Source organism: Bordetella genomosp. 13, from assembly GCF_007679965.1.
In the GTDB taxonomy this organism is placed as follows: Bacteria; Pseudomonadota; Gammaproteobacteria; order Burkholderiales; family Burkholderiaceae_B; genus Bordetella.
Window position 1 is genome coordinate 407,530 of record NZ_VEHL01000004.1, and the last position, 26,006, is coordinate 433,535.

The following is a 26,006-nucleotide window of genomic DNA, read 5'->3' on the forward strand; positions in this document are numbered from 1 at the left end:
TGGCGGGGGCGGGGAATGCCTCGCTTACCGCCTTGAATAACCATAAGGCAATCGGGGTTGCGATTTCGAAAGTCATAGGCTATCAATCAATTAAGATAATTAAATTAGATAAATTGATAGTCAGTATTTATAGTTCTCTCCATGCCGGTGCGCATCCCGCCGCACCCACCCCACAGGAGAGTTCCCCATGCTGCAATCCCGCGAAGGCCAACGCGTTCCGAACGTCACGTTCCCCGTCCGCCAGGGCAATGACTGGAAAACGCTGACCAGCGACGAGCTGTTCAAGGGCAAGACCGTCGTGGTCTTCTCGCTGCCGGGCGCCTTCACGCCCACCTGCTCGTCCTCGCACCTGCCGCGCTACAACGAACTGGCGCCGGCCTTCCGTGCCGCGGGCGTGGACAGCATCGTCTGCGTCTCGGTCAATGACACCTTCGTGATGAACGAATGGGCCAAGGACCAGGAATCCGAGAACATCGCGCTGCTGCCCGACGGCAATGGCGATTTCACCGACGGTATGGGCATGCTGGTCGACAAGCGCAACCTCGGCTTCGGCAAGCGCAGCTGGCGCTATTCGATGCTGGTGCGTGACGGCGTGGTCGAGAAGATGTTCATCGAGCCCGAGAAAGACGGCGATCCCTTCGAAGTTTCCGACGCCGACACGATGTTGAACTACGTGGCCCCGCAGGCCAAGAAGCCCGACCAGGTGGTCGTGTTCTCCAAGCCCGGCTGCCCGTTCTGCATCGACGCCAAGGCGTTGCTGGAAGCGCGCGGCTACGCGCCGGTCGAGATTCCGCTGGAGCACAAGGTCCGCGGCCGCGTCATCGGCGCCGTGTCGGGCAAGAGCACCGCCCCGCAGGTGTTCATCAACGGCGCGCTGATCGGCGGCCTGGAAGAGCTGAAGGCCCACCTGGGCTGAGCAGTCGGCTCGAGGCGGCGCGCCGAGGTGGCGCGCCGCCGGCTCACGAATCGCGAGGATGAAATGAAGAATCTGCATACCGATGTCGCCGTGATAGGCGCCGGCACCGCCGGCCTGGCCGCCTACCGCGCGGCTCGCGCCGCGGGCAGGCGTGCGCTGCTGATCGAGGGCGGGGTGTACGGCACCACCTGCGCGCGGGTCGGCTGCATGCCGTCCAAGCTGCTGATCGCCGCCGCCGAGGCCGCCCATGCGGCCGCGCATGGCGCGCCGTTCGGCGTGCACGTGGATGGCACTGTGCGCGTCGATGGCGCCGAGGTGATGGCGCGCGTCAAGCGCGAACGCGACCGCTTCGTGGGCTTCGTATTGGACGGCGTGGAAAGCATTCCCGCCGAGGACAAGCTGCGCGGCCATGCCCGCTTCGTGTCGGACACGGTGCTGCGCATCGACGATCACACCGAGGTGCATGCCGGCAGCGTGGTCATCGCGTCGGGCTCGTCGCCCGCCATCGCCGGCCCGCTGCGCGGGCTGGGTGATCGCCTGGTGGTGAACGACGACGTGTTCGCCTGGGACGACCTGCCGCGCCGCGTGGCCGTGTTCGGGCCTGGCGTGATCGGCCTGGAGCTGGGCCAGGCATTGGCGCGGCTGGGCGTGCAGGTGCGCGTGTTCGGCGTCAGCGGCAGCCTGGGCGGCATCAGCGATCCGGCCGTGCGCCAGCGTGCCCGCAAGATTTTCCAGGAAGAGTTCTACCTGGATCCGGATGCCCGCGTGCTGGAAGTCGTGCGCATCGGCGACGAAGTCGAGATCCGCTACCTGGCGCTGGACAACACCGAGCGCGTGGAGCGTTTCGACTACGTGCTGGCCGCCACCGGCCGCAAGCCCAACGTCGACACGCTGGACCTGCAGAACACCACGCTGGCGCTGGATGCCCGCGACGTGCCGGTCTATGACCGCCACACGATGCAGGCGGGCAATTCGTCCATCTTCATCGCGGGCGACGCCAATGCCGACGCGCCCCTGCTGCACGAGGCCGCCGACGAAGGCCGCATCGCGGGCGAGAATGCCGCGCGTTTTCCGACGGTGAAGCCGGGCGCGCGCCGGGCGCCGCTGGGCGTGGTGTTCTCCGATCCGCAGATCGCGCTGGTCGGCACGCCGCATGCACGCCTGGAGACGGGCGGATTCGTGGTGGGCGAGGTCGACTTCGGCGACCAGGGCCGCTCGCTCGTCATGCTGAAGAACCGCGGCATGCTGCGCGTGTACGCCGACATCGAAAGCGGCCGCTTCCTGGGCGCCGAGATGATCGGCCCCAGCGCGGAGCACATCGGCCACCTGCTGGCCTGGGCGGCGCAGCAGGAACTGACCGTGGCGCGCATGCTGGAGATGCCTTTCTATCACCCCGTGGTGGAAGAGGGCCTGCGCACGGCGCTGCGGGATGCGCAGGCGAAGCTGGTGCAGGCGCAGGCAACCGCGAAGGCGCAGGCGCAGGCGGTCATGTCGGCTGCGCAGGTGTAGTCGAAGCCCAAGAACGAAGGCCGAGGCAATCAGCCCCGGCCTTCGTCCCAATCAAGCCAGATCAGCCCGTCAACCTTCGTGCTGATCCAGCGTGAATCCCGCCCGCTCATCCTGCGCGAATTCCTTCGCCAGGAACGGCATCGCTTCCTTCAGCGCCGCATGCAGCGTCCACGGCGGGTTCACCAGGAACATGCCGCTGCCATGCAATCCGAACCCATCGGCGGCCGGTTTCTTCACCGTCAGCGTGGCGTGCAGCCAGCTCTTGACCTGCAGGTGCTGCAGTTGCCGCGCCAGTTCGCCGGCCTCGACCCGCTGCACCAACGGATACCAGACCATGTACGTGCCGGTGGCGAAGCGCTTGATGCATTCCTTCACGGTCAGCAGCGTGCGGCGGTAGTCGCGCTTGTCTTCGTATGACGGGTCGATCAGCACCATGCCGCGCCGGGTGGGAGGAGGCAGCAGGGCCTTCACGCCCTCGAAGCCGTCGGTGCCGAACACCGTGACCTGGCGCAACGACGGATGGTCGCGGCGTTCCAGGTTGCGCATCAGCACGTCGATCTCGCTGGGATGCTGCTCGAACATGCGCATGCGGTCGCGGTCGCGCATGGCGTCCAGCGTCAGCCACGGCGAGCCGGGATAGTGGCGCAGCCGGCCGTCCGAGTTGTAGGCGCGTACGCGGGCCACGTAGTCGGCCAGGATGGCGGGCAGGTCGGTGCGGTCCCAGAGCCGCGCCACGCCTTCGGCGTGCTCGGCGTTCTTGGCCGACCAGTCGCTTTCGAGCTGGTACAGGCCCGCGCCTGCGTGGGTATCGATCACCCAGTAGGGCGCGTCCTTGCGGTTCAGGTAGTCCAGCGTGTGGATCAGGATGGCGTGCTTGAGCACGTCGGCGTGGTTGCCGGCGTGGAAGGCGTGTCGGTAACTGAACAAGGCGGTGTCCTAGGCGGCCGGCCGGATGGCGGCCAGCTCGTCGGTGAAGATGGCGTCCACGCCCCAGTCCAGCAGCAATTGCGCGCGGGCGGGGTCGTTGACGGTCCAGGCGCACAGGCGGTAGCCCGCCGCGTGCACGGCCCGGACCAATTCGGGGGTGGCGTCTTTCTGGTTGATGTTGAGGGCCACGCAGTCGTGCTTGCGCAGGCGCTCGGCCCAGTCGGCGGGCACGGCCTCGACCAGCAAGGCGCGCGGCAGCTCGGGCGCAGCCTGCTGGGCGGCGGCCAGCGCGACCTCCGAGAACGAGGACATCAGGGGCGGCACGTCCGCGCCTTGCCAGAGCCGGCGGGCCAGCAAGGCCACGGCGGCGCCAGTCTCCGCGTCGCGGCCGGGGCAGGGCTTGATCTCGACGTTGCACGCGATGCCATTGGCCAGCGCCTGGCGCGCGATGGCCGCGAAGGTGGGCACGGGTTCGCCCGCGAATTCCGGGCTGTGCCAGCTGCCGGCGTCCAGGCGGGCCAGTTCGGAATAGTCGCGCGCGGCCGCGGCGCCGTGGCCGTCGGTGGTGCGGTCCAGGTCATCGTCGTGCAGCAGCACGCAGACGCCGTCGCGGCTCAGTTTCACGTCGAATTCGGCCATGCGGTAGCCGTGATGCCGGCCCGTACGCAGGGCGGCCAGCGTGTTCTCGGGCGCCAGGCGCCCGCCGCCGCGGTGGGCGATGTGGGTCGGATAGTTCCAGGAGAACGGGGCGGTCATGGCGGGGGGCTGGGCGCGGGCGCGCGAAAAAAGGGCGCATAGAAGCGCCGCTGGACCCGCAAGCATAACAGCGCGCTTCGTAGGATGCGGCACAGCAGTGGTGGAAATGCCGGTATGGCGGGGTCGATTTTGCATTCGATACGCAGTCCTTGCGCGGCGCGTTGTGGTGGTAAACTCCGGCCACCTAGCCAGGGCGAATCGATCGCCCTTTTTTATGCGCTTTCTGAAGCCCCGGCGTGCAAGCGTGCGCCGGGCGTGGCAACAGGGATTCCATGTTCGAGTTTATTCGCACCCATCGTCGCTGGATGCAGTTCATCCTGCTGCTGCTGATCGTTCCGTCCTTCATGGTCGTCGGCGTGCAAAGCTACGAGAGCTTCGTCAACCGCGAGCCCGAGCTGGCCGACGTGGGCACGCAGGAAGTGTCGCGCGCCGAGTTCGACGCGGCGCACCGCAACCAGCTCGAGCAGATGCGCCAGCGCATGGGCTCGCGTTTCGACCCGGTGGTGGCCGACACGCCCGCCATGCGGCGCGAACTGCTGGACCAGCTGATCGACCAGCGCCTCTTGGCCCAGGTGGCCGCCGACAACCGCTTCTCGGTGTCCGACGGCACGCTGCGCAACACCATCGCCGCCATCCCGCAGGTGCAGGACAACGGCCGTTTTTCGCCCGAGCGCTATCGCCAGGTGCTGGCTGGCCAGGGGCTCACGCCCACCACCTTCGAGGCCGGCCTGCGCCGCGACCTGGCCGTCTCGCGCGTGCTGCAGCCCGTTGGCGCGTCGGCCCGCGTGCCGGCCTCGGTACTCGACGGCATCGAGGCCGCCTTCGTGCAACAGCGCGTCGTGCAGACGCGCACGTACGCCGCGGCCGATTTCCGCGACAAGGTCCAGGTGTCCGACCAGGACATCCAGGCCTGGTACGACGCCAACAAGCAGCAGCTCGAAGTGCCCGAGCAGGTGCAGGCCCAATACCTGGTGCTGGACGAAGCCGCCGCCACGCAGGGCGTGAAGGTCAGCGACGCCGACGTCGAGAGCTACTACAAGCAGAACCAGTCGCGCTACGGCCAGCCCGAGCGCCGCCGCGTCAGCCACATCCTGATCCAGGTGGCCCCGGGCACGCCCGAGGCCGATCGCAAGAAGGCCCGCGAACAGGCAGACGCCATCGCCAAGCAGGCCGCTGCCAATCCGGCCGGCTTCGCCGACCTGGCCCGCAAGGAATCGCAGGACGCAGGCTCGGCCGCGCAGGGCGGCGACCTGGGCTGGGTCGTGCCCGACAGCCTGCAGCAGGCTGCCGCCGCGCTGTCCAAGGATCAGGTCTCCGGCGTGGTAGAAACCCCCGCGGGCTTCCACGTGCTGAAGGTCACCGACTTCCAGGCCGGCACCGTGCGTCCGCTGGCCGACGTGAAGGATCAGGTCACGGCCGAGATCCGCAAGCAGCTGGCCTCGGCGCGCTTCTCCGACATGGCCACCAGCCTGACCAAGCTGGTGTACGACCAGCGCGACAGCCTGCAGCCCGCCGCCGACGCGCTGGGCGTAAAGCTGCGTACCGCCTCGGGCATCACCCGCACCGGCCTGCTGCCCGCCAACCAGGCGGGCGCGGGCGCCGCCTCGGCCAGCCCCGATGCGCAACTGCTGGACAACCCGCGCGTGCGCCAGGCCCTGTTTGCCTCCGAAGTGCTGCGCGACAAGGCCAACTCGGGCGTCATCGAGCTGACGCCCGACACCATGCTGGCCGTGCGTGTGCAGGAGATCAAGCCCGCCCACGTGCCGGCCCTGGCCGACGTGACCGCCAGCATCCGCGACCGCCTGGTGGGCGAGCGTGCCGCCCGCGCGGCCCGCGACGCCGGCGAGGCCGCGCTGAAGTCGCTGCAGGACGGCCCGGCGCAGGCCACGGCGCCGGAAGGTTTCGGCCAGCCGGTCACGTTGTCGCGCCAGGATCCGGGCCAGGCCCCGCGCACCCTGCTGGAAGCCGTCATGGGCATGGCCACGCCCGCCGAGGGCAAGCCGGGCTACGCCGGCGTGGCCATGGGCAACGACTACACCGTGGTGCGCCTGAACAGCGTGGGTGCCGGCACGGCGTTCTCGGCCGACCAGCGCACCATGCTGGGCAGCCAGCTGGGCGAGGCCTGGGGCGCCGCCGAGCAGGAAGCCGTCATCAAGGTGCTGCGCGAGCAGTACGAGGTTAAGGTGCTGCCCGGTGCCGAGACGCTGATGCAGGCGCCGGTGGAGCAGGCGGGCTGACCGCTTCGGTCGGCCGCCTGGATCGACCCCCTGCGCACCAGCTTGAATGAAGAAGGGCCGAAACGCCATCAGCGTTTCGGCCCTTCCGCCATTTGGCTTCCAACGGCCTACAGCAGCGGCTTCAGCTTCGGCCAGACGTTGTCCAGCAGCTTGGGCTGGGCCTGCTCGTTGGGATGGATGCCGTCGGCCTGGAACATGTCGCGGTCGGTCGCGATACCGTCCATCAGAAAGGGCACCAGCGGCGCGGCCGCGTCCTTGGATACGGTGGCGAAGACCTGCATGAAACGCTCGGTGTACTGGCGGCCGTAGTTCGGCGGGATGCGCATGCCGACCACCAGCACCTTGGCGCCGGCCTGGCTGGCCGCCTGCGTCATGGCGCGCAGGTTCTTCTCGGTCATGTCCAGCGACAGGCCGCGCAGCGCGTCGTTCGAGCCCAGTTCCAGCACGACCACCGCCGGGGAATGCTGCTTGAGCAGCGCGGGCAGGCGCGTGACGCCGCCGCTGGTGGTGTCGCCGCTGATGCTGGCATTGATGACGCGGTAATTGGGGTATTGTTCGGCTAGCCGGCGGGACAGCAGCGGGACCCAGCCGGTGCCGCGCGAGATGCCGTATTCAGCCGACAGGCTGTCGCCCACGACCAATACGCTGCGCGCCGCTGCGCCCTGCGCGGGGGAACCCGTCGCGGGCTGGCTGGTCTGAGCCTGTGCGGTGGAAAACGATGCGGCCGCGACGGCCGCCAGAAACACACGGAAGAGTAGGCGCATGAATAGCATCAATTCGATCGAGGTGAAGGGGCTGGGCAAGCGCGTGGCCGATGCCGGCGGCGAGCTGTCGATACTCGATGGTATCGAATTTACGGTGGCAAACGGCACCGCGGTGGCGATCACCGGCAGCTCGGGGTCGGGCAAGTCCACGTTATTGGGACTGCTGGCGGGCCTGGATGTTCCCTCCACGGGCAGCGTCAGGCTGGCCGGGCAGGACCTGTTCTCGCTGGACGAGGACGCCCGCGCGCGGTTGCGCGCCAATCACGTGGGCTTCGTGTTCCAGTCGTTCCAGCTGCTGCCCAACCTGACGGCGCTGGAGAACGTGATGCTGCCGCTGGAACTGGCCGGCCAGGCCGCGCGCGAGCCCGCGCAGGCCATGCTGGAACGCGTGGGCCTGGGCAGCCGCCTGCATCATTACCCGCGCACGCTGTCGGGCGGCGAGCAGCAGCGCGTGTCGCTGGCGCGCGCCTTCGTGGTGCGCCCGGAATTGCTGTTCGCCGACGAACCCACCGGCAGCCTGGACGCGGCCACGGGCGAGACGGTCATCGACCTGATGTTCGAACTGCACCGCGAACAGGGCGCCACGCTGGTGCTGGTCACGCACGATCCGCAACTGGCGGCGCGATGCGGGCGCCAGTTGGTGCTGTCAGCGGGCCGCCTGGTGGATTGAGGCCCGCCGCGCGCGCCGCCATTCCAGCGCGCCGATGCCCATGCCGCTGGTGCAGATCACGGCGATGCCCACCCAGGTGAATGAATCCGGGAAATGCCCCCACATCAGCCAGCCCACCGTGGTGGCGCTGATGATCTGCAAGTACGTGAAGGGCGCCAGGATGGACGCGGGCGCGTTGCGGTAGGCGCCTATCTGCAGCAGGTGTCCCAGCGCGCCGGTGACGCCGGTCGACAGCAGCGCCATCCACGTCCAGCCGTCCAGGGCCTGCAGCATGGGTATTGCGGGCGGCAGGGCGATGGGCATGGCCAGCGTCAGCACCACGGTGCCCACGGCGCCACTCCACACCAGCGAGGTATACGGATCGTCGCGCGCCACGCGCCGCGTGAAGATGTACTGGGCCGCGAAGCAGATGGCCGTCAGCAGGCCGGAGATGATGCCCGCCACCGGCAGGCCGCCGCCGGGGCGGATCACGATCAGCACGCCCAGGAACGCGATGCCCGCAGCCGCCCAGCGCGACAGCCGCGGCGGCTCGCGCAGCACCCACGGCGCGCTGGCCAGCACGATCAGCGGGGCCAGGAAATTGATGGCGGTGGCTTCGGCCTGCGGGATGTAGTGCAGGGTGTTGAAGAACATCAGCGTGGCGCACAGCATGGCGCCGCCGCGCATCATCTGCTCGCGCGGGCCCACCGAGCGCACCACCTTCCAGCCGCGTTGCGGCACCAGCAGGGCCAGCACCAGCAGCAGGTGCACGGCATAGCGCACCCACGACAGGATCAGCATGGGCACGCCCGCGGCCATGACCCATTTGCCCGTGCCGTCCAGGCACGACAGCGTGAACAGCGACAGCACCAGCAGCGCGATGCCGGCCAGGGGACGAGTGCTGGGAACGGCCGCGCGTGGCGTGGCCGCGGCGGCAGGCTGGGCGCCGGACATGCAGGTCTCCTCGTTGTTGTGGCGAGCCGGCTGCATGCGGCGGCCGGCAGGGCGTCATGATACGCCTGTGCCGGCACGGTCCTGTTGGCGCCGCACCACGCGCGGGACGTGCCGCGCGTGGGGGCGCGAGTCTATTTCAGGGTGGGCACCGCGGCCTGCAGCTTCTGCACCGTCTGCTGCGCCAGGGCCTGCACCTTCTGCTGCAGCTGGGGCATGCGCTGCATGGTGAGCGCCGTGGTCTTCTGCGCCACCACGGGCATCTTTTCGATGACCAGCTTGCCGGTGGGCGTCTGGTAGAACGCGATCAGGCTGTCGATCTCGGCCTGCGAGAAGGTTTCGCGGTATACGCTGGCCACGTCCTGCATGTAGGCCGGGCCGGTCACTTCCTGGGCCACCATGGCGGTGAGTTTCTGCGAGAAATCGGCCAGGATGCGTTCGGTGTCCTTGCGCTGCGCGGGCGTCAGGGTCTGCTGATTGAGCCGCTGCTGCAGGTTGGCGTTGATCGACGCATTCATCTGCTGCACGATCTGGTTGGCCTGGGCCTGCACCTGCGTGACTTCCATCAGTTTCTTGATGGACGCTTCGCTGGCTTGCGCGGCGTACGACAGGACGGGCATCAGGCCCAGGGCTAGGCAGGCAAGTTTGGCGCGCATGGCATATCCCGATAATGGCGTGTGGCTCGGTACCCGCACGGCAGGAAGGTCCGGTCGCGCGCGGCATGGACGAACAGCGGAAACCCTGACGGTCGAAACGGCATGCGGCCCGCACAATGGGACGCGGGCGCTGCCTGGGCAGTGTATCGGAAGCATCCCACAAAAGTGGACCTTGAAAAATAGCAATAACTGGATATTCGTATACGTCCAGTTACGGCGCATCATGCGGGTACCCGCCCCGCAGAGGGCGGGCCGTCGCTTCGATGACGCCGCGCCAGCCGCCTCGACCCGGCCCGGGCGCGGCGGCAATCTTCAGGAATCCAGGCAATGTACGTACCTCAGCATTTTTCCGTCTCAGACGCGCAGGCCTTGCACGCGCTGATCCGCGCGTATCCGCTGGGCATGCTGGTCACGCATGGCGCGGGGGGGCTGGACGCCAACCACGTGCCGTTCCTGCTGGACGTGGCCGACTCGGGCCAGGCCACGCTGCATGCGCACGTGGCGCGCAACAACCCCGTCTGGCAGGACGTGGCCGATGGCGACGAGGTGCTGGCCGTGTTCCGCGCGGGCGACGCCTACATCTCGCCCAACTGGTATCCCAGCAAACACGAGGAACACAGGCAGGTGCCCACCTGGAACTACCGCGTGGTGCACGCGCACGGCCGCGTCACGATCCATGACGACGAGCGCTACGTGCGCGGTGTCGTGGCCCGCCTGACGCGCATCCACGAGGCGTCGCAGCCCAGGCCGTGGAGGATGACCGACAGCGCGCCGGAATACATCGACGCCATGCTGCGCGCCATCGTCGGCATCCGGATCGACGTGACGCAGCTGGTGGGCAAGTGCAAGCTCAGCCAGAACAAGGCGCTGCGCGACCTGCAGTCCGCGGCCAACGCGGTGATGGCGCGGGGCGGCACGGACGTCGGCGGGGCGATGCTGGCCTGCGCGGCGCGGAAGGCCGAATAGGACGACAGGCATGGGCACTCAGACACTGGATCGGCAGCTGCGGTACTTCCTGCGCATCGCCGAACTCGGCTCGTTGTCCAAGGCCGCCGACGCGCTCGATCACACCCAGTCCGGCCTCAGCAAGCAACTGGCCCTGCTGGAGTCGCAATTGGGACAGGTGCTGTTCACGCGCACGGGCCGCGGGCTCGAGCTGACGCCCGCCGGCACGCGCCTGTACGAATCCGCCTTGCCCGCGTACCGGGCCATCGACCAGGCGCTGGAAGCCTGCCAGCGGCACGACGTCGCGCATGGTCCCGTGCGCCTGGCCGCCGTGCATACGCTGAGCTACTACTACACGGCCGACGTGCTGGCGCGCTTCGTCGGCCTGCATCCGCACATCAACCTGTCCTTGCTGGGCCGAAGTTCGCCCGAGGTGGTCGCGCTGGTGGAAAGCGGCAAGGCCGATCTGGGCCTGGTCTACGACGCCGCGGTGGACTCGGGCGACCTGGACGCGCATCCGCTGTTCGACGACCAGATGGCGCTGATCGTGCGCGAGGCCAGCCCGCTGCAAGGGCCGCAGGACCTGCGGGGCATGGACCTGCGGCTGGTGGGCTTTCCGCCGCACTATGCGCTGCGCCGGATGATCCACAGCAGCGGGCTGTCGCCGGTGTTCGTCGCGGAAGCGGAGACCATCGACGCGGTGCTGGAGCTGGTGGCGTCGGGCGTGGGCGACTGTATCCTGCCCGCCCGCATTCCGGAACGCCTGCTGGCGCAGCACGCGCTGCGCAGGCTGCCCGTGCGCAGTCCGGCCCTGCGCCGCCGCGTGGTGCTGATCACGCCGGCCGGCAAGCCCGTGAAACCGCTGATCGCCGACCTGATGCGCTGCGCGCGGCAGGTCGCGCAGGCCCTGCGCGCCAACGATATGGAATAGCTGCTATGAACGCAGGTTCATGGCCTATCGGTCGTTCCGTCTACAGAATGCTCCGGTGCGCCGCGCTGTCCGCGCGGCGCGCCTGCCCCGCATTCCGGAGACCCCATGAACGAACCGCTACGAGAGAAATCCTACTTCGACCAACGCGCCACGCAGGACATGGCCAGGCACCTGCGCATCGTCGAGCGCAGCACGCAGGAAACCATGGCCTACGCCTGTCGCATCCTGGCCATGACGGAACAGGAGGCCGGCCTGGCGGGCCAGATCAGCGTGCGTTCGCAGCGCCCCGGCGCGTACTGGACCCTGCGCTTCGGCCTGGGCTTCGATGAGGCCACGCCCGAGGACTTCATCGAGGTCGACCGCGACCTGAACACGCTGACCGGCGAGGGCATGGCCAATCCCGCCACGCGTTTCCACCTGTGGGTGTACGACGCGCGGCCCGATGTCGATTCCATCATCCATACCCATTCGCCGTGGGCCTCGGCGCTGGCCGCCGCGCGCCAGCCGCTGGTGATCTCGCAGATGGACATGACGCCGCTGCATAACGACTGCGCTTTCCTGGGCGACTGGCCCGGCGTGCCCATCGCCGACCAGGAGGGCGTCATCATCTCGGGCGCCCTGGGCCGGAAGCGCGCCATCATCCTGGCCCACCACGGCTACCTGACCGCCGGCAGTAGCTGCGAAGAAGCGACGTACCTGTCGGTGTACCTGGAGCGCGCCGCGCGCATGCAGATCCGCGCCCAGGCCTTCGGCCCGCTGACGCCGGTGGACGACGCCCTGGCCGCCGAGGCGCACGACTACCTGCTCAAGCCGTCCATCGTGAAGGCCACCTTCAATTACTGGGCGCGCCAGACGCACGGCATCGAGCCGCTGCGCATCGCATAGCCCGCGTCGCGACGACAACCACAAGGGGAACACCATGACACACGCATCGAATGCGGGCGTCCGCTCGCGCAAGCAATACGTCACGGCCGGCCTGGCCAGCATGATGGGCACCACTATCGAGTGGTACGACTTCTTCCTGTACGGCACGGCCGCCGCGCTGATCTTCAACAAGATTTTCTTCCCGGCCTTCGATCCGCTGACGGGCACGCTGGCGGCCTTCGCCACCTATTCCGTGGGCTTTTTCGCGCGGCCGCTGGGCGGCATCATCTTCGGCCACTTCGGCGACCGCGTGGGCCGCAAGTCCATGCTGCTGATCACGCTGTTCCTGATGGGCATACCCACCATCCTGATCGGGCTGATCCCTTCGTACGACAGCATCGGCTACTGGGCGGCGGTGCTGCTGGTGCTGATGCGCCTGTTGCAGGGCGTGGCGGTGGGCGGCGAGTGGGGCGGGGCCGTGCTGATGGCCGTCGAGCATGCGCCCGAGGGCAAGAAGGGCTTCTTCGGCAGCCTGCCGCAGACGGGCGTGGCCCCCGGGCTGATTCTGTCGTCGCTGGCCATGGGCGCCGTGGCGGCCTTGCCCGAGCAGGACATGCTGTCCTGGGGCTGGCGCATTCCGTTCATCGCCAGCGTCCTGCTGTTGCTGGTGGGCTGGTTCATCCGCGTCAAGGTGGCCGAGTCGCCCGACTTCGAGCACATGCAGACGCAAGGCGAGAAGGTCGAGATTCCCGCGATGACGGTGCTGCGCCGCTATCCCCGCGAAGTGCTGGCCGTGGTCGGCGGCCGGCTGGCCGAGGTGACGTGGTTCTACACCGTGGTGACCTTCGCGCTGGCCTATGCCACGGGCACGCTGGGCATAGACCGGAAGGTGATGCTGGACGCCACCGTATGGGGCGCGCTGGTGGCGCTGTTCATCATGCCGCTGTGCGGGGTGCTGGGCGACCGCATCGGCTTCAAGTGGGTGTTCATGGCGGGCTCGCTGGGCATCGTGGTGTATGCGTCCACGTTCTTCTCGATGCTGCAGACGCTGGATCCGGGCACCATCACGCTGGCCGTGGCCATCGCCATCGGCGTGGTCTACGCCGCGCTGTACGGTCCGGAAGGCGGCCTGTTCTCGGCGCAGTTCCCGCCGGAAGTACGCTACAGCGGCATTTCCATCGCGGTGCAGGTGTCCGGCGCCATCGGCGGCGGACTCGCGCCCATCGTGGCCACCTCGCTGCTGGCCTACGGCAACGGCAGCCCGCGCTACATCGTCTGGTATCTCGGCACGCTGGGCGTCATCGCCATTGTCAGCGCCTGCTTCATGCACGGGCCGTCGCGCTTCGCGCTGCCTGCCGCCGCTGCCGTGCAACGGAGCGGCTCGTGAGCGCGCGCGCCATCGAGTACTACTTCTGGATGAACTCCGACTGGGCCTACCTGGGCGCGGACCGGCTGCTGGCGCTGTCGCGGCACCACGGCGTGCCGATCCGCTACCTGCCCGTGGACCTGCCCGCCGTGTATGCGCGCACGGGAGGCGTGCTGCTGGGCCGGCGCGCGCCCGAGCGGCAGGCCTATCGCGTGACGGAGCTGGCGCGCTGGTGCCGCAAGCTGGGCATCCACGTCAATCCGCGGCCGGCCTACATGTGTCCCAATGCGGACCAGGCCTCGCGCATTGCCATCGCGGCGCTGGCGCGCGGACTGGACGCGCACGGGCTGCACAAGGCCGTGCTGAAGGCCCAATGGTGCGACGAGCGGGACATCTCGGATCCGCAGACCCTGGCCGCCATCCTGGTGGAGGAGGGGCTGGACGCGGGCGCGCTGATGGCGCATGCGGACGAGCCGGGCGTCGAGGCCGAGTACCGGCGCAACACCGACCAGGCGGTGGCGCGCGGCGTGTTCGGCTCGCCGTCGTACGTGTACGAGGGCGAGCTGTTCTGGGGGCAGGACCGGCTGGAGATGCTGGAAGAGGCCATCGTGGCGTCGCGGCGTCCGGTCCGCCCGGGACCGGGCTGAACGCGGGTGGCACTGCGCAGCGCCGGCGTTCCCGTGGGAACGCCGGCCCGCCGGTCAGTTCAGCACGTCCGGGTGATTGCGCAGCGCCTTGCGCGCGTTGTATGCGAACCCCACCTCGCTGCGCTTGGGCGTCAGGATCCAGTCGTGCGCTTCCTTGCCCAGTTCCGGCGGAATGGGACGGATGGTGCCGGCCCCCATGGCCAGCAATTGCATGCGCGCGGCGCGCTCGAACTGCAGCGCCAGCTGGCAGGACATTTCGACGCTCTCGGTGGCCACCAGCATGCCGTGGTGCGTGAGCAGGATCGCGCGCTTGTCCTGCAGCGCCGCGCTGATGATCTCGCCTTCCTCGTTGCCCACGGGCACGCCGGGCCAGTCCTTCAGGAAGGCCACGTCGCCGTACAGGACGCAGTTGTCCATGTGGCTGACTTCCAGCGGCACCTCCAGCATGGACAGCGCGGCCGCGTGCAGCGGATGCGTGTGGATGATGCACTGCACGTCGGGCCGCGCGCGGTAGATCCACGAATGGAAGCGGTTGGCCGGGTTGGCCATGCGTTCGCCTTCCAGCACGTTCAGGTGCTCGTCCACCTTCAGCAGGTTGGACGCGGTGATCTCGTCGAATCCCAGGCCCAGCTGCTGCGTGTAGAACGTGCCCGGTTCGCCGGTGCGCGCGGTGATCTGGCCGGCCAGGCCGGAGTCGTGGCCGCCGTCGTACAGGATGCGGCAGGTCAGCGCGAGCTTCTCGCGCAGCGACCAGTCGCCGCCGGCCAGCTTTTTTTCCATATCCCGCTGGGCCTGCTGCACCAGCTGGTCCTTGGACAGGGTCATCGTGTCGGTCATGTGTCGTCTCCTGGACGTAGATTAATCGGGTTCGCCGTCCAGCAATGGCACGTAGCCCGGCAGGCGCCGCATGCGGGCCAGCCATTGCTGCAAAGCGGCGTGGCCGCCGAGGTCGTAGCCGCCCAGCGCCGCCATCGCCGTGTACGGATACAGCGCGACGTCGGCGATGGTGGGCGCGTCCCCGGCGAAATAGGGTTGCGTGGCCAGGTGGGCCTCCATGATGGCGGCCGCGCGGTAGCCGATCTCGCGCCACGCCGCGATGGCGGGGTCGTCCACCCGCGCGCTGCGGCGCAGGTGCACCAGCAGGCGCGGCTGGGCATAGGCGTGCATATGCTGCGTCTGTTCGAAGCTGAGCCACGAGACGACGCGCGCCTGCCCGGCCGCGTCCTCGGGCAGCCAGGGCGTGCCGCGTCCCAGATACCAGAGTATCGCGATGGACTCGGCCAGCCACGTGCCGTCGGGCAGTTGCAGCACGGGCACCTGGCCGAACGGATTGATCCGGCGGAACTCGGGCCGTTCCAGGTCGCCCTGCAGGATGTCCAGCGAGCGGCGGCGTACGTCCAGGCCCATCCAGCCGCAGGCCAGGCGGATCTTCCAGGCGTTGCCCGAGCGCAGCGTGTCGACCAGCAGCAGGTCCTGGCCTTTCAGGGGATGCGGGGTGTCTGTGGTCACGGTGTGGCTCAGTTCAAGGTGATGTTGGCGCGCTTGACGATCTCGACCCAGCGCGTGCGTTCGCCGGCCAGGAAGGCGTCGTGCTCGGCCACGTCGCCCGAGTACAACTGGATGCCCTGGGCGGCGACGCGGCCGCGCAGTTCCTCGGAGGCCAACGCCTGCTTCAACGCGCCGTTTAGCCTGGCCACGACGTCGTCGGGCGTGCCGGCCGGCACGTAGAAGGCGCTCCACGAGGCGATGCGCAGGTCCGGCTTGCCCAGTTGCTGCGTGGTGGGCACCTGCTCGGCGCCCTGCACGGCGGTGTCCGACGCCAGCATCAGCGCCTTGAGCTTGCCGCTTTGCGCATGCGGCATCACCACCGGCACCGCGTCCATCACCAGGTCGACCTGGCCGCCTACGGCGGCGTTCACCGCCTCGCCGCCGCTCTTGAACGGGATGTGCAGGATGTCCAGGGATTCGCGCAGCTTCAGCAGTTCCAGTCCCAGATGCGGCGAACTGGCGTTGCCGGCCGAGCCGAAATTCAGCTTGCCGGGGTTGGCCTTCGCGTAGTCCACCAGTTGCGCATAGGTCTGGATGCCCAGCGAGGCGCGCGCGGCCAGCACGTAGGGCGCCGCCGACACCAGGCCGACAGGGCGGAAGGCGCGCTGCGGGTCGTAGCCGAGCTTGGGCATGATCAGCGGATTGACCACCTGGGTGCCGACGGTGCCCATGAAGACGGTGTAGCCGTCGGGCGCGGCGCTGGCGCCGGCCTGCGCGGCGATCACGCCGCCGGCGCCTGGCCGGTTCTCCACGATGACGTTGCCGCCCAGCGCCTGCGACCAGGCCTGCCCGACGTGGCGCGCCACGATGTCCGTGATGCCGCCCGCGCCGAACGGCACGATCAACCGGATCGGCTTGTCCGGAAACGCGGCCTGCGCGCTGGTCGCCATCAATGCCGCCGTTGCCAGGCCGAGTGCCGCCGCTGAATGCTTGAACATGGTCTTCCCCTTGGGTGCGTGAACGGCGTGTATCGCCATTCTATGACACAAAGTGTCCTATAGAACACCTGGTGTCATCAAAGCGGGGAAACCCTGAAGCGAGGGGCATCGCTGGCGATAGGCGGGACGGATCATGTCGCCGTACGATAGGCGGGCGTCGGCCGCGTGGTCGGCGCCAGCGTGGGTTCTTCCAGCAGCAGTCCTGCAACCATGAAGGGGAGACCGGCATGATCAGCAAGAACACCATTTGCCTGTGGTATGACGGCACCGCATTGGAGGCGGCGACCTTCTACGCCAGGACCTTTCCCGACAGCTCGGTGAACGCGGTCCATCGTTCCCCGGCCGACAATCCTTCCAGCAAGGAAGGCGAGATCCTGACGGTCGAGTTCACGGTGATGGGCATTCCATGCCTGGGCCTGAACGGCGGCCCGGCCTTCAAGCACAACGAGGCGTTCTCGTTCCAGGTGGCCACGGACGACCAGGAAGAGACCGATCGGCTGTGGAACGCCATCGTCGGCAACGGCGGCCATGAGAGCGCGTGCGGGTGGTGCAAGGACAAGTGGGGCCTGTCCTGGCAGATCACGCCTCGGGTGCTGACCGAGGCGTATACCGATCCGGACCGCGCGGCGGCCAAGCGGGCCTTCGAGGCGATGATGACCATGACGAAGATCGACGTCGCGGCCATCGAGAAGGCGCGGCGGGGTTGAACGGGGAGACCGGCATGGTCAGTGGCCTGACTTACTTCATGAACCGCATGGCCGAGGGCGAACTGGAAGGCTTGCTTGCCGGGAGGCGGACGTTCTATCTCGAGAACATCCAGGATTACGAGGTAGTGCTGGCACAGGTCAAGGCGGGCGTGGTGGCGCTGGGGCTGACGTGGGGACGATGGCCGACTGGGCCCCTGCTGTCGGATGCGGAGGGCGTGTTGACCGCGTTGTCGTCGCCATTGGGGTTTGTGGCCGTGGCGACGCTCTGGGGCGTGGCAAAGGCCGTTGGCGCCGCGTCGGATGCGCGCGTGAAGGACGAAGCGGGCAACGCGGGAACGGAAGCCGACGTGGTCATCCAGCGGATGGGAGCCACGGCGATGGCGGTGTTCTTCGTGAATCGGACACGGAAAGAGTGATACTCCCGCCACCTCCAGGCGGGTATCGCGGGCAGCTTTCGGACGAAAGAAGCCTTTGCTCGCGACTGGCGAAGCGGCCGGGCCGGTTCAGTTGCCGTTGACCCCGTCCTGTATTTCCCGGACGAACCAGGGAAGGTTCAGCCGTTCGCCCTCGCCGGACTGTATGGTCAGGCGCTGGCCCGACGGGCCGGCGCCATTGTTCGCCCCTTGCGTCGTGGACGCCGGAGGGCTTCGGTAATCCATTCCGGTTTGCCGCGGCCGACTATCCGCGCAAGCGCTGATCGATGCGCAGGCAACCGCGGCCAGGACTGGCCGCAGTGCCGAGCGAAGGTGCTTCGGAAGGTGCTTCGTCATGTTCTGGTTCCCGCTGGCGGCACGGGCCTGCGTGCCGGGCATGATGGCCTCTACCGCATACCTTACCCGCAATACGAGGCCGCCAGCGGCCGAACCTACCAGCGGTAACTCATCGTCGCATACGGCAGGCCCTGCGCCAGTCCCTCCGCGCTGGCTTTTGTGTGCGGGCAACTCAAATTCATTTGAATCGGCCAGCCACAGTTTCATCAGTGGGCCTGCCGCAATCTCCCTGTCCTGCGCAACTCATCCAATGCCTGCCGGACCAGCCGCGACGGCTGGAACTCCCGTCGTACGTACATCCCCACCGATCGCGTCAGCGCACCGCGCAGCATCGTCTTGCAGACCCCATGCTGCGACGCGCTGTCGATGGACGACTCCGGCAACAGCGCGATCCCGCAATCGTTCTGCACGAAGCGCGTGATCGTGTTCAGGTCCCGCAGCGAATACACCGGGTTCAAGGGCTGCGATTCCCGCTGGAAGGCCCGCTCCGTCAGTACGCGCACGCTGGTGCCGGGCGGCATGCTGATCAGCGGCAGGGCGGCCAGTTCCGCGGGAGACCAATGCGTGATTCCCGGCCGCATCCGCTCGCTGTGGAACAGCACGAAGGGCTCGGTGAACAGCTCCTGGTAGACCAGGTCGGTCGCGTTCTCATCGCCCTTGGCCGTCACGGCGATGTCGACCCGCCGATCCCTCAGCAGCTCCAGCGCTTCGTTGGCGACCGGGTCGAACACCTCCACCCGTATCCGCGGATTCCTGCTCGTCAGGTTCCGGATCACCTGCGGAATCACCGACGCCGCCAGCGTGGGCAGAGCCGCCAACGCCACGCGATTGTTCCGGTCCCGCAGGCGCTGCTCCAGTTCCTGCATGCCCTTCGCATGCAGCGCGGTGATGCGCCGCGCCGTCTCCAGGATGTCCTGCCCCTCGCGCGATAGCCGCACCATCCGCGTGCTGCGCTCGAACAGCTTGATGCCCAGGCTTTCCTCGGTCTCCTTCAGCAGCTTGCTCAGCGTGGGCGGCGTGATGTGCAGCATCTCCGCCGTGCGGTGAAAGCTCAGCGTCTCCGCCAGCAGCACGAAGATGCGTAATTGTCTCGTCGTCAGATTCATTCTTTTTGTCTATCAATCGCATCCGGATCGGAACTTACCCTTCGCGCCCCGCTGCCTTAGCCTCTACATCACGATCTATCTCTGGAGCTGGAATGTTTCGCCTTGATGGAAAGGTTGCGCTCGTGACGGGGTGCGGAACGCTGGGTGAGGGGTGGGGCAACGGCAAGGCCGCCGCGGCGGTGCTGGCCAGGCAGGGAGCCTCGATATACGGATGCGACCTGGACATCGAGGCGGCCCGGCAATCGGCCGCGGCCATCGCCGCCGATGGCGGCCGCGTCCAGGTGCAGACCTGCGACGTCACCGATGGCGCGCAGGTGGCCGGCCTGGTCGAGGCCTGCATCGATACCTATGGCCGCATCGACATCCTGGTCAACAACGTCGGCCGCTCGGAGCCCGGCGACCCGGTCAGCATGACGGAGGAAGCCTGGCACGATCAGATCCAGGTCAACCTGACGTCCGCCTTCCTGTGCTGCAAGCACGTCATTCCTCTCATGAAGGAACAGGGTGGGGGATCCATTATCAACATTTCTTCCATCGCGGGGCTGCGGTATGCGGGCAAACCCCAGGTGGGCTACGCGGCGGCCAAGGCGGCCCTGATGCAGATGACGGCCACCACCGCCGTGATCTATGCCGCCGACGGCGTGCGCCTCAATTCGGTGGTGCCCGGGCTGATGTTCACGCCGCTGGTGCAACGCCTGGCGCAGAAGTACGCCAAGGGCGATTTCGAGGGCTTCGTGGCGCATCGGCATGCGCAGGTGCCCTCGGGCCGCATGGGCGACGCCTGGGACGTGGCCCATGCGGTGGCCTTCCTGGCCAGCGACGAGAGCCGCTACATCACGGGGCAGCAGATCGTGGTGGACGGCGGCATCACGATGGCCACGCGCTAGGGGGACACGATGCAGGCATCGGGCAATGCGGGACGCCTGGCGGGCAAGGTGGCGGTGGTGTTCGGCGCGGGCTGCGTCGGGCCGGGCTGGGGCAATGGCCGCGCCATCACCGTGCGCTTCGCGCAGGAAGGGGCCACGGTGGTGGCCGTCGACAACCAGCCGGAGTCCTTGCCGGAGACATTGGAACGCGCGGGCGACGGCCGCTCCCGCATCGAGACGCGGATCTGCGACGTGCTTGACGCCGACCAAGTGGCCGCGTTGATAAAGGACGTGCATCGACGGCACGGCCGCATCGACATCCTGGTCAACAACGTGGGCGGCCCCACGCCGGGCGGTCCCACGGCGTTGACGCCGCAAGCCTGGCAGAAGCAGCTGGACCTGAACCTGACCTCGGTCTTCACGACCTGCCAGCACGTGCTGCCCATCATGCAGGCACAGGGGGGCGGCGCGGTGGTGAACGTGTCGTCAACCTCGGCTATCCGTTGGACGGGCGCCGCGCAGGTGGGTTACGCCGCCGCGAAGGCGGGCGTGATGCAGTTCGGGCGCGTGGCGGGCGTGGAGCTGGCCGCGCAAGGCGTGCGCATCAATACGGTGCTGCCGGGGCAGTTGCACACGCCGCTGGTGGATGCCTTCCTGGCCCGCCAGCAGAGCTCGGGCGACGTGGAGGCCCTGCTGCAGCGGCGCCGCAAGCGCATTCCGCTGCCGGTGGAAGGCGACGGCCGGGACACGGCGAATGCCGTGCTGTTCCTGGCCTCGGACGAGGCGCGCTTCATCACCGGCACCGAACTGGTGGTGGACGGCGGCATGAGCGCCCGCTGCGATTGATCGACGAAACACGCAAAGGAGCAAGAGCGAGATGGCAAGAATCGACTACGCCGACATCACGAAGCCCGATACGCAGCCGCTGGTGGAACGCATCCAGAAAGAGCGTTCCAGCCTGCCGAACCTGTACCGCATGCTGCTGAACAGCCCGGCCATCGCCGAGGGCTGGCTGGCCTATCTGACGGCGGTGCGGCAGAAGAGCAGCCTGCCGGCCAGGCTGCGCGAGCTGATCATCCTGCGCGTGGCGGTGCTGAACGAGGCGGACTACGAGTTCGAGCAGCACCTGCCCATCGCGGTGCAGGCCGGCTGCACCGAGGTGCAGGTCGCGGGCGTGAAGTCGGGCGATTTCTCGTCGCTGGAAAAGGGCGAGGGCGCGGTGCTGGCCTACTGCGACGAGATGACGCGCAGCATCCGCGTGAAGGATGCGACCTTCGCCGCGGTGCGCGGCGCGTTCAGCGACCAGGAGATCGTCGAGATCACCGCCACGGTGGCGGCCTACAACATGGTGTCGCGCTTCCTGGAGGCCATCCAGGTCGACCACGAATGAACGGCTCGCCAGAACGCCGGTAGTTCAAAAAACCAAAGGAGACGGACATGCAAGGCTACAAAGGATGGCGAATCGCCCTGGCACCGCTGGCGCTGGGCCTGGCCCTCGCCGGCCCGGTCCAGGCCCAGAAGGACTTTCCCGACAAACCCGTGCAGCTGGTCATTCCATTCGCCCCGGGCGACACCGACCAGATGCTGCGGCCCGTCACCGAGCGCATGGGGCAGTACCTGGGGCAACCCATCGTGATGAACTACAAGCCTGGCGCCGGCGGCGGCATCGGCGCGGCCTACACGGCGGGGGCGGCGCCGGACGGCTACACCATCGTCGGCAGCTCGCCCGGCTCGCTGGTGGTCGTGCCGCTGGCCAACAAGGAGATCAAGTACACCACCGATTCCTTCGCGCCCGTGGCCGGGATCTCGCTGGGCGGCATGATGATCATCGCGCCCGCGAAATCCAGGTACAGGACGCTGGCCGACGTGGTGGCCGACGCGAAGGCGCGTCCGGACGGCATCGCCTACGGCACCTCGGGCGCGATGGGCATCAGCCACCTGCTGGGCGAGACCTTCGCCCACGAGGCGAAGGTCCAGCTGCGCCACATCCCGTTCCAGGGCAGCACGCCGGCGGTGACGGCCCTGCTGGGCGGCCATACGGACATCGCGGTGTCGGCGGTCGGCCCGGCGCAGGCGCACATCCAGTCGGGCGCGCTGCGGGCGCTGGCCGTGTTCAGCGACAAGCGCCTGGCCGTGTACCCGGAGGTGCCCACGCTGCGCGAACTGGGCTACGAGGTGGGCAGCCCCACGATCTACGGCCTGATGGCGCCCAGGAACACGCCGCCCCAGGTGGTCGACAGGCTGTACCAGGCCGCGCGCAAGGTGGTGGCCGAGCACGGCGACGAGGTGGGCAAGACGCTGGGCGGGATCGGGGCCGAGATCAGCGTGCTGGGGCCGAAGGAATATGGGACCTACCTGCAGCAGCAGCGCGCGCTGTTTTCCAAGGCGATCGGGTATATCCGGGAGTAGGACGGCCTCTTCGCCCGGCATGGCATACCCGCCATCACCCTTGGCGTTCCGGGGGATGGCGGGATTCGTTTTTGGAGCCGGCCTTGCGAAGGCGTCCAGGGATGCGGGATTCCCTGTAGATGGACCCGCCGGCACCCTGCGGCGCGCGTGGCACAATGAAAACATCCATTTGAAGCCATTTCGACAAGTCCAGTTGCTGGACCAGCACGCATGCGGGCAAGCCGGGCCATCTACGAATCCTTGCGCGGCCAGATCGTTCAGGGCGAGATGGCGGCAGGCGCACGGTTGCCGTCCACGCGGGTGCTGGCCGAGGAACTCGGCGTGTCGCGCACCACGGTTACCGCGGTCTACGAGCAGTTGGCCGCCGAGGGATACCTGGAGACCTCACCCGGCACCAAGGCGCGCGTGGCGGCGGGCGTGGCGCTGCCGGGTGCAGGCGGCCCGCCGCGCAATGCCGCGATGCAGGCTCCGATGCAGACCCCGACCCAGGCCGTCGCGCTGTCCGCGTTCGGCAAGCGGGTGGCCGGGTTCGACGGCATTTCCGCGCCGGTAAAACACGACTGGGGCCGCACCATCGACTTCCTGTACGGCGCCGTCGCCTTCGACGACTTTCCCACGCTGGCCTGGCGCCGCGCCTACAACCGCATCATCGTGCAGCGCCAGCCCAGGCTGTACTACGAAGCGCCCGAAGGCGAGCCGGCCCTGCGCGAGGCGCTGCAAGGTTATCTGCTGCGGGCGCGCGGCATGCGCTGCCTGGCGCAGCAGATCGTGATCGTGCATGGCTCGCAGCAGGCGCTGGACCTGTGCGCGCGCGTGCTGCTGGATCCGGACGACGACATGGTCATCGAGGAGCCCTGCTACGTAGCGGCGCGGCGGGTGTTCGAGGCGATGGGCGCGCGCATCCACGGCTGTCCGGTGGACGAGCAGGGCTTGCGCACCCAGGCCCTGTCCGGGCTGCGCGGCCGGCTGGTGTACGTGACGCCCTCGCACCAGTTCCCCCTGGGCGGGGTGATGCCCATCGGGCGCCGCCAGGAATTGCTGGACTGGGCCCGGCGGGCGGACGCGTGGGTCGTCGAGGACGACTACGACGGCGAGTTCCGCTACGGCCTGCGGCCGGTCGACGCGCTGCAGTCGGTGGACGAGGCGGGCCGCGTCATCTATGTGGGCACGTTCTCGAAGACGCTGTCGCCGCAGATGCGGCTGGGCTACCTGGTGCTGCCGCCGGCGCTGGTGCGCGTGTTCCGCGAGGCCAAGCGGCTGATGGACCGGCACGCGCCCAGCGTGGACCAGCGCGTGCTGGCCGCGCTGATCGAGGACGGCTCGTACGAACGCCACGTGCGCAGGTGCCGGCGCGAGAACGAGACCCGGCGCGAGGCGCTGCTGCAAGCCTTGCAGCGCCATGCCGGCGATCGGGTCGAGGTGGAAGGCGCCGCGTCCGGGCTGCACGTGGTGGCCTGGTTCAAGGACATCGCGCACGCCGACGAAGACGCCCTGGTGGCGCGGGCGAGGGCGCAAGGCGTGGGCGTGCGGCCCATCACGCCGCTGTATGCGGACGCGGCGCAGCGCGCCCGGCGTCCGCATGCCGGGCTGATACTCGGCTACGCCAGCCTGGACCCCGTCCGCATCGAAACCGGCGTGCGCCAGCTGGCCGCGGCCGTGCATGGCCTGGCCCACGCGGGCACGCCAGGATGAAGACCGTTTATGCTTGCTCGCGATACGGGCGGTGCGATGCCATGCGGTGCGGCCGGCTGACCCGTCACCATCGGAAGAAAAGATCTCGTTAAAGGTTCATTCGTGGCATTGAAGCTGAAATTACTGCGTGTCCAGGCGGGCCTGACGCTGGAGCAACTGGCCCAGGCCTGCGGCCTGAGCCGCAGTTACCTGTCCAAGGTCGAGCGCGGCCTCTCCACGCCGTCCATCGAGACCGCCTTCAAGCTGTCCCATGCCCTGGGCGTGAACGTGGACCGCCTGTTCGGCAAGACCGAGCAGCAGCCCGAGGCCTCGTTCTTCCGCGCCAGGGATGCCGATCCCGAAGAGGCCAACGAATACCTGTCGCTGGTGGCCGGCGGCGACGGCAACCGCCTGATGCGCGCCTTCGTCATCCGGCCCGGCCAGTTCAATGGCGGCCGCACGAAGAAGCGTGTGCTGAGCCACCACGACGGCGAGGAACTGCTGTACGTGCTGTCCGGCAAGCTGGAGCTGACCATCGGCGCTCGCAAGGAAGTGCTGGAAGAGGGCGATTGCGTGCAGTTCAATTCGACGATGCCGCACAAGCTGGCCTCCGTGGGCCGCAAGGAGGGCCGCGCGCTGATCGTGGTGAGCAGCCGCGATCCGCTGGACCTGTAGTGCCAGCGGATCGCCATCCTAAAATACCGGCTCGACTTTTCCGGACCTGCGCCAATTGATAGACCTGCGCCACATCGAGACCTTCTTCTGGGTCGCCAGCCTGGGCAGTTTCCGTGCCGCTTCCGAGAAGCTCAACACGACCCAGCCTGCGATTTCGCAGCGCATCGCCTCGCTGGAGAGCGACCTGGGCGTGCGGCTGTTCGAGCGCGATGCGCGCGGCGTCACGCTCACCGGCAAGGGCCAGGAACTGGTGTCGCACGCGGAACGCATGCTGCAGATGCGCAGCGACATGATGCAGGCGGCGCGCGAGCAGAACGTGATGAGCGGCACGGTGCGCATGGGCGTGGCCGAGACCATCGTGCAGACCTGGCTGCCTGCCCTGATCGAACACGTGCACGCCGCCTACCCGGCGCTGGTGCTGCAGATCGAAGTGGACACCACGCACGTGCTGCGCGCGCAGTTGCTGGCGCGGCAGATCGACCTGGCCTTCCTCATGGGGCCGGTCAACGAGGCGCGGGTCGAGAACCTGCCGCTGTGCACGTATCCGCTGGCCTGGGTCGCCAGCTCGCGGCTGGACCTCGGGCCCGAGCCGCTGAGCTTGGCGCGTGTCGGCCAGTTGCCGGTGATCACCTATCCCTCAAGCAGCACGCCGTACCGGGCCGTGCAGGACATGCTGGTGCGCGCCGGCGTGGCCTCGCCGCGCATGTATGGCAGCGCCTCCCTGTCGATGGTGGTGCGCATGACGATGGACTGCATCGGCACCAGCGTGATCGCGCCCGTGTTCCTGGGAAAGGAACTGGCCAGCGGCGAGCTGCGTCTGCTGTCGGTGCAGGCCGACCCCTTGCCGGAGCTCGCCTTCACCGCCACCTGGGTCGAAGGTCCGGACAGCCATGCCGCGCGCGCCATTGCCCGGCTGGCCCAGCGCATTGCCGCGGAGCACGACGGCGCACGCCCGCGAGACGGCGCCGATTGAGTCCGCGTCGGCATTGCGCGACGGAAAAAGGATAGGGAGTTACCCTTGCCCCGGCTCGGCCGGTCCCGGCCGCGCGCCTGCTCCGCGGCGCTTCGGGTTGCCCCCAAAGCCGCGCCACCATTGGATTTCCCCGCGATCGGCGGCGTGTCTGGGTAGAGGGTTAAGAAAAATTTATACCCCCTCATCCCAACTAACGATTGGACGCTCCGGACCGCGCCGCGGTGC

28 protein-coding genes are annotated in these 26,006 nt (G+C 68.2%); 18 read left to right on the top strand and 10 right to left on the bottom strand.

Annotated elements, in window-relative coordinates; all coding sequences use genetic code 11:
• Window positions 1-187 precede the first annotated feature (187 nt).
• Together FS845_RS13085 and FS845_RS13090 are read left to right on the top strand one after the other, a co-directional pair.
• Window positions 188-916 carry a glutathione peroxidase gene (locus FS845_RS13085; protein WP_144635607.1) on the top strand — a complete coding sequence of 243 codons (729 nt, stop codon included), beginning with the start codon at window positions 188-190 and terminating at the stop codon, window positions 914-916.
• Between the two features lie 63 nt (window positions 917-979).
• A complete protein-coding gene (locus FS845_RS13090; RefSeq protein WP_144635610.1) occupies window positions 980-2,425 on the top strand; it encodes a dihydrolipoyl dehydrogenase in 1,446 nt (481 codons plus the stop codon).
• Window positions 2,426-2,494: 69 nt separating this feature from the next.
• On the opposite strand, the gene FS845_RS13095 is transcribed toward FS845_RS13090, so the two are convergent.
• Complete coding sequence (locus FS845_RS13095) at window positions 2,495-3,352, bottom strand: 23S rRNA (adenine(2030)-N(6))-methyltransferase RlmJ (RefSeq protein ID WP_144635613.1); 858 nt, start codon at window positions 3,350-3,352, stop codon at window positions 2,495-2,497.
• 9 nt (window positions 3,353-3,361) lie between these two features.
• Entirely contained in the window at window positions 3,362-4,108 is a 747-nt protein-coding gene (ugpQ, locus tag FS845_RS13100; protein WP_144635616.1) for a glycerophosphodiester phosphodiesterase, read from the bottom strand.
• Window positions 4,109-4,380: 272 nt separating this feature from the next.
• On the opposite strand from ugpQ, the gene FS845_RS13105 reads away from it, so the two are divergent.
• Window positions 4,381-6,345 carry a SurA N-terminal domain-containing protein gene (locus tag FS845_RS13105; protein ID WP_144635619.1) on the top strand — a complete coding sequence of 655 codons (1,965 nt, stop codon included), beginning with the start codon at window positions 4,381-4,383 and terminating at the stop codon, window positions 6,343-6,345.
• A 107-nt stretch (window positions 6,346-6,452) separates the two neighbouring features.
• Here FS845_RS13105 and FS845_RS13110 read toward each other — a convergent pair whose 3' ends face one another.
• Window positions 6,453-7,109: an arylesterase gene (locus tag FS845_RS13110; protein ID WP_144635622.1), complete on the bottom strand. Its 657-nt coding sequence runs from the start codon at window positions 7,107-7,109 to the stop codon at window positions 6,453-6,455.
• Here FS845_RS13110 and FS845_RS13115 point away from each other — a divergent pair.
• Window positions 7,108-7,779 (top strand): ABC transporter ATP-binding protein, encoded by a 672-nt coding sequence (locus FS845_RS13115; protein WP_144635625.1) that lies wholly within the window; start codon window positions 7,108-7,110, stop codon window positions 7,777-7,779. The two genes, FS845_RS13110 and FS845_RS13115, sit on opposite strands and share 2 nt — an antisense overlap.
• Here the strand turns inward: FS845_RS13115 and FS845_RS13120 are convergent.
• Both FS845_RS13120 and FS845_RS26535 read right to left on the bottom strand, forming a co-directional pair.
• Window positions 7,756-8,712, bottom strand: coding sequence for a DMT family transporter (locus tag FS845_RS13120; RefSeq protein ID WP_144635628.1), 957 nt, complete (start codon window positions 8,710-8,712; stop codon window positions 7,756-7,758). The two genes, FS845_RS13115 and FS845_RS13120, sit on opposite strands and share 24 nt — an antisense overlap.
• A gap of 131 nt (window positions 8,713-8,843) precedes the next feature.
• Entirely contained in the window at window positions 8,844-9,365 is a 522-nt protein-coding gene (locus FS845_RS26535) for a DUF2059 domain-containing protein (protein WP_186332267.1), read from the bottom strand.
• Between the two features lie 327 nt (window positions 9,366-9,692).
• On the opposite strand from FS845_RS26535, the gene FS845_RS13130 reads away from it, so the two are divergent.
• From FS845_RS13130 to FS845_RS13150, 5 genes are all read left to right on the top strand, one after another.
• A complete protein-coding gene (locus FS845_RS13130) occupies window positions 9,693-10,331 on the top strand; it encodes an FMN-binding negative transcriptional regulator (protein ID WP_144635634.1) in 639 nt (212 codons plus the stop codon).
• Window positions 10,332-10,341: 10 nt separating this feature from the next.
• Window positions 10,342-11,241, top strand: coding sequence for a LysR family transcriptional regulator (locus FS845_RS13135; protein WP_144635637.1), 900 nt, complete (start codon window positions 10,342-10,344; stop codon window positions 11,239-11,241).
• A 105-nt stretch (window positions 11,242-11,346) separates the two neighbouring features.
• On the top strand, window positions 11,347-12,126 hold the full coding sequence (locus FS845_RS13140; protein WP_144635640.1) for an aldolase: 780 nt from the start codon (window positions 11,347-11,349) through the stop codon (window positions 12,124-12,126).
• A 34-nt stretch (window positions 12,127-12,160) separates the two neighbouring features.
• The gene (locus FS845_RS13145) at window positions 12,161-13,492 is read left to right on the top strand and encodes an MFS transporter (protein ID WP_144635644.1); all 1,332 of its coding nucleotides are present in this window, start codon (window positions 12,161-12,163) and stop codon (window positions 13,490-13,492) included.
• Complete coding sequence (locus tag FS845_RS13150; RefSeq protein ID WP_144635648.1) at window positions 13,489-14,118, top strand: 2-hydroxychromene-2-carboxylate isomerase; 630 nt, start codon at window positions 13,489-13,491, stop codon at window positions 14,116-14,118. Before FS845_RS13145 ends, FS845_RS13150 begins: the two co-directional genes overlap by 4 nt.
• A gap of 54 nt (window positions 14,119-14,172) precedes the next feature.
• Here the strand turns inward: FS845_RS13150 and FS845_RS13155 are convergent, their stop codons facing one another.
• Genes FS845_RS13155 through FS845_RS13165 form a run of 3 tightly spaced genes read right to left on the bottom strand, consistent with a single transcriptional unit; the run spans window position 14,173 to window position 16,604 of the window.
• Window positions 14,173-14,955, bottom strand: coding sequence for an aldolase (locus tag FS845_RS13155; RefSeq protein ID WP_144635651.1), 783 nt, complete (start codon window positions 14,953-14,955; stop codon window positions 14,173-14,175).
• 21 nt (window positions 14,956-14,976) lie between these two features.
• Window positions 14,977-15,627 (bottom strand): glutathione S-transferase family protein, encoded by a 651-nt coding sequence (locus tag FS845_RS13160; RefSeq protein ID WP_144635654.1) that lies wholly within the window; start codon window positions 15,625-15,627, stop codon window positions 14,977-14,979.
• A gap of 8 nt (window positions 15,628-15,635) precedes the next feature.
• The gene (locus tag FS845_RS13165; protein ID WP_144635657.1) at window positions 15,636-16,604 is read right to left on the bottom strand and encodes a Bug family tripartite tricarboxylate transporter substrate binding protein; all 969 of its coding nucleotides are present in this window, start codon (window positions 16,602-16,604) and stop codon (window positions 15,636-15,638) included.
• A gap of 227 nt (window positions 16,605-16,831) precedes the next feature.
• Here FS845_RS13165 and FS845_RS13170 point away from each other — a divergent pair, with 227 nt between their 5' ends.
• A complete protein-coding gene (locus FS845_RS13170) occupies window positions 16,832-17,311 on the top strand; it encodes a VOC family protein (RefSeq protein WP_144635660.1) in 480 nt (159 codons plus the stop codon).
• A 14-nt stretch (window positions 17,312-17,325) separates the two neighbouring features.
• Complete coding sequence (locus tag FS845_RS13175; protein ID WP_144635663.1) at window positions 17,326-17,727, top strand: hypothetical protein; 402 nt, start codon at window positions 17,326-17,328, stop codon at window positions 17,725-17,727.
• Window positions 17,728-17,814: 87 nt separating this feature from the next.
• Here FS845_RS13175 and FS845_RS13180 read toward each other — a convergent pair whose 3' ends face one another.
• Both FS845_RS13180 and FS845_RS13185 read right to left on the bottom strand, forming a co-directional pair.
• The gene (locus tag FS845_RS13180) at window positions 17,815-18,081 is read right to left on the bottom strand and encodes a hypothetical protein (protein ID WP_186332274.1); all 267 of its coding nucleotides are present in this window, start codon (window positions 18,079-18,081) and stop codon (window positions 17,815-17,817) included.
• Between the two features lie 206 nt (window positions 18,082-18,287).
• Window positions 18,288-19,187, bottom strand: a complete 900-nt coding sequence (locus tag FS845_RS13185; protein WP_144635666.1) for a LysR family transcriptional regulator — start codon at window positions 19,185-19,187, stop codon at window positions 18,288-18,290.
• A 92-nt stretch (window positions 19,188-19,279) separates the two neighbouring features.
• On the opposite strand from FS845_RS13185, the gene FS845_RS13190 reads away from it, so the two are divergent.
• The 7 genes from FS845_RS13190 (at window position 19,280) to FS845_RS13220 (ending at window position 25,781) form a co-directional block, all read left to right on the top strand.
• Window positions 19,280-20,074 (top strand): SDR family NAD(P)-dependent oxidoreductase, encoded by a 795-nt coding sequence (locus FS845_RS13190; protein ID WP_144635669.1) that lies wholly within the window; start codon window positions 19,280-19,282, stop codon window positions 20,072-20,074.
• Window positions 20,075-20,083: 9 nt separating this feature from the next.
• Entirely contained in the window at window positions 20,084-20,899 is an 816-nt protein-coding gene (locus FS845_RS13195; RefSeq protein ID WP_144635671.1) for an SDR family NAD(P)-dependent oxidoreductase, read from the top strand.
• 31 nt (window positions 20,900-20,930) lie between these two features.
• On the top strand, window positions 20,931-21,443 hold the full coding sequence (locus FS845_RS13200) for a carboxymuconolactone decarboxylase family protein (protein WP_144635674.1): 513 nt from the start codon (window positions 20,931-20,933) through the stop codon (window positions 21,441-21,443).
• A 47-nt stretch (window positions 21,444-21,490) separates the two neighbouring features.
• Window positions 21,491-22,462, top strand: a complete 972-nt coding sequence (locus tag FS845_RS13205) for a tripartite tricarboxylate transporter substrate binding protein (RefSeq protein ID WP_144635677.1) — start codon at window positions 21,491-21,493, stop codon at window positions 22,460-22,462.
• Window positions 22,463-22,672: 210 nt separating this feature from the next.
• The gene (locus FS845_RS13210; RefSeq protein WP_144635680.1) at window positions 22,673-24,154 is read left to right on the top strand and encodes a PLP-dependent aminotransferase family protein; all 1,482 of its coding nucleotides are present in this window, start codon (window positions 22,673-22,675) and stop codon (window positions 24,152-24,154) included.
• Window positions 24,155-24,262: 108 nt separating this feature from the next.
• Entirely contained in the window at window positions 24,263-24,808 is a 546-nt protein-coding gene (locus tag FS845_RS13215) for a helix-turn-helix domain-containing protein (RefSeq protein WP_222129987.1), read from the top strand.
• A 55-nt stretch (window positions 24,809-24,863) separates the two neighbouring features.
• The gene (locus FS845_RS13220; protein WP_144635687.1) at window positions 24,864-25,781 is read left to right on the top strand and encodes a LysR family transcriptional regulator; all 918 of its coding nucleotides are present in this window, start codon (window positions 24,864-24,866) and stop codon (window positions 25,779-25,781) included.
• The last annotated feature ends 225 nt before the right edge of the window (window positions 25,782-26,006 follow it).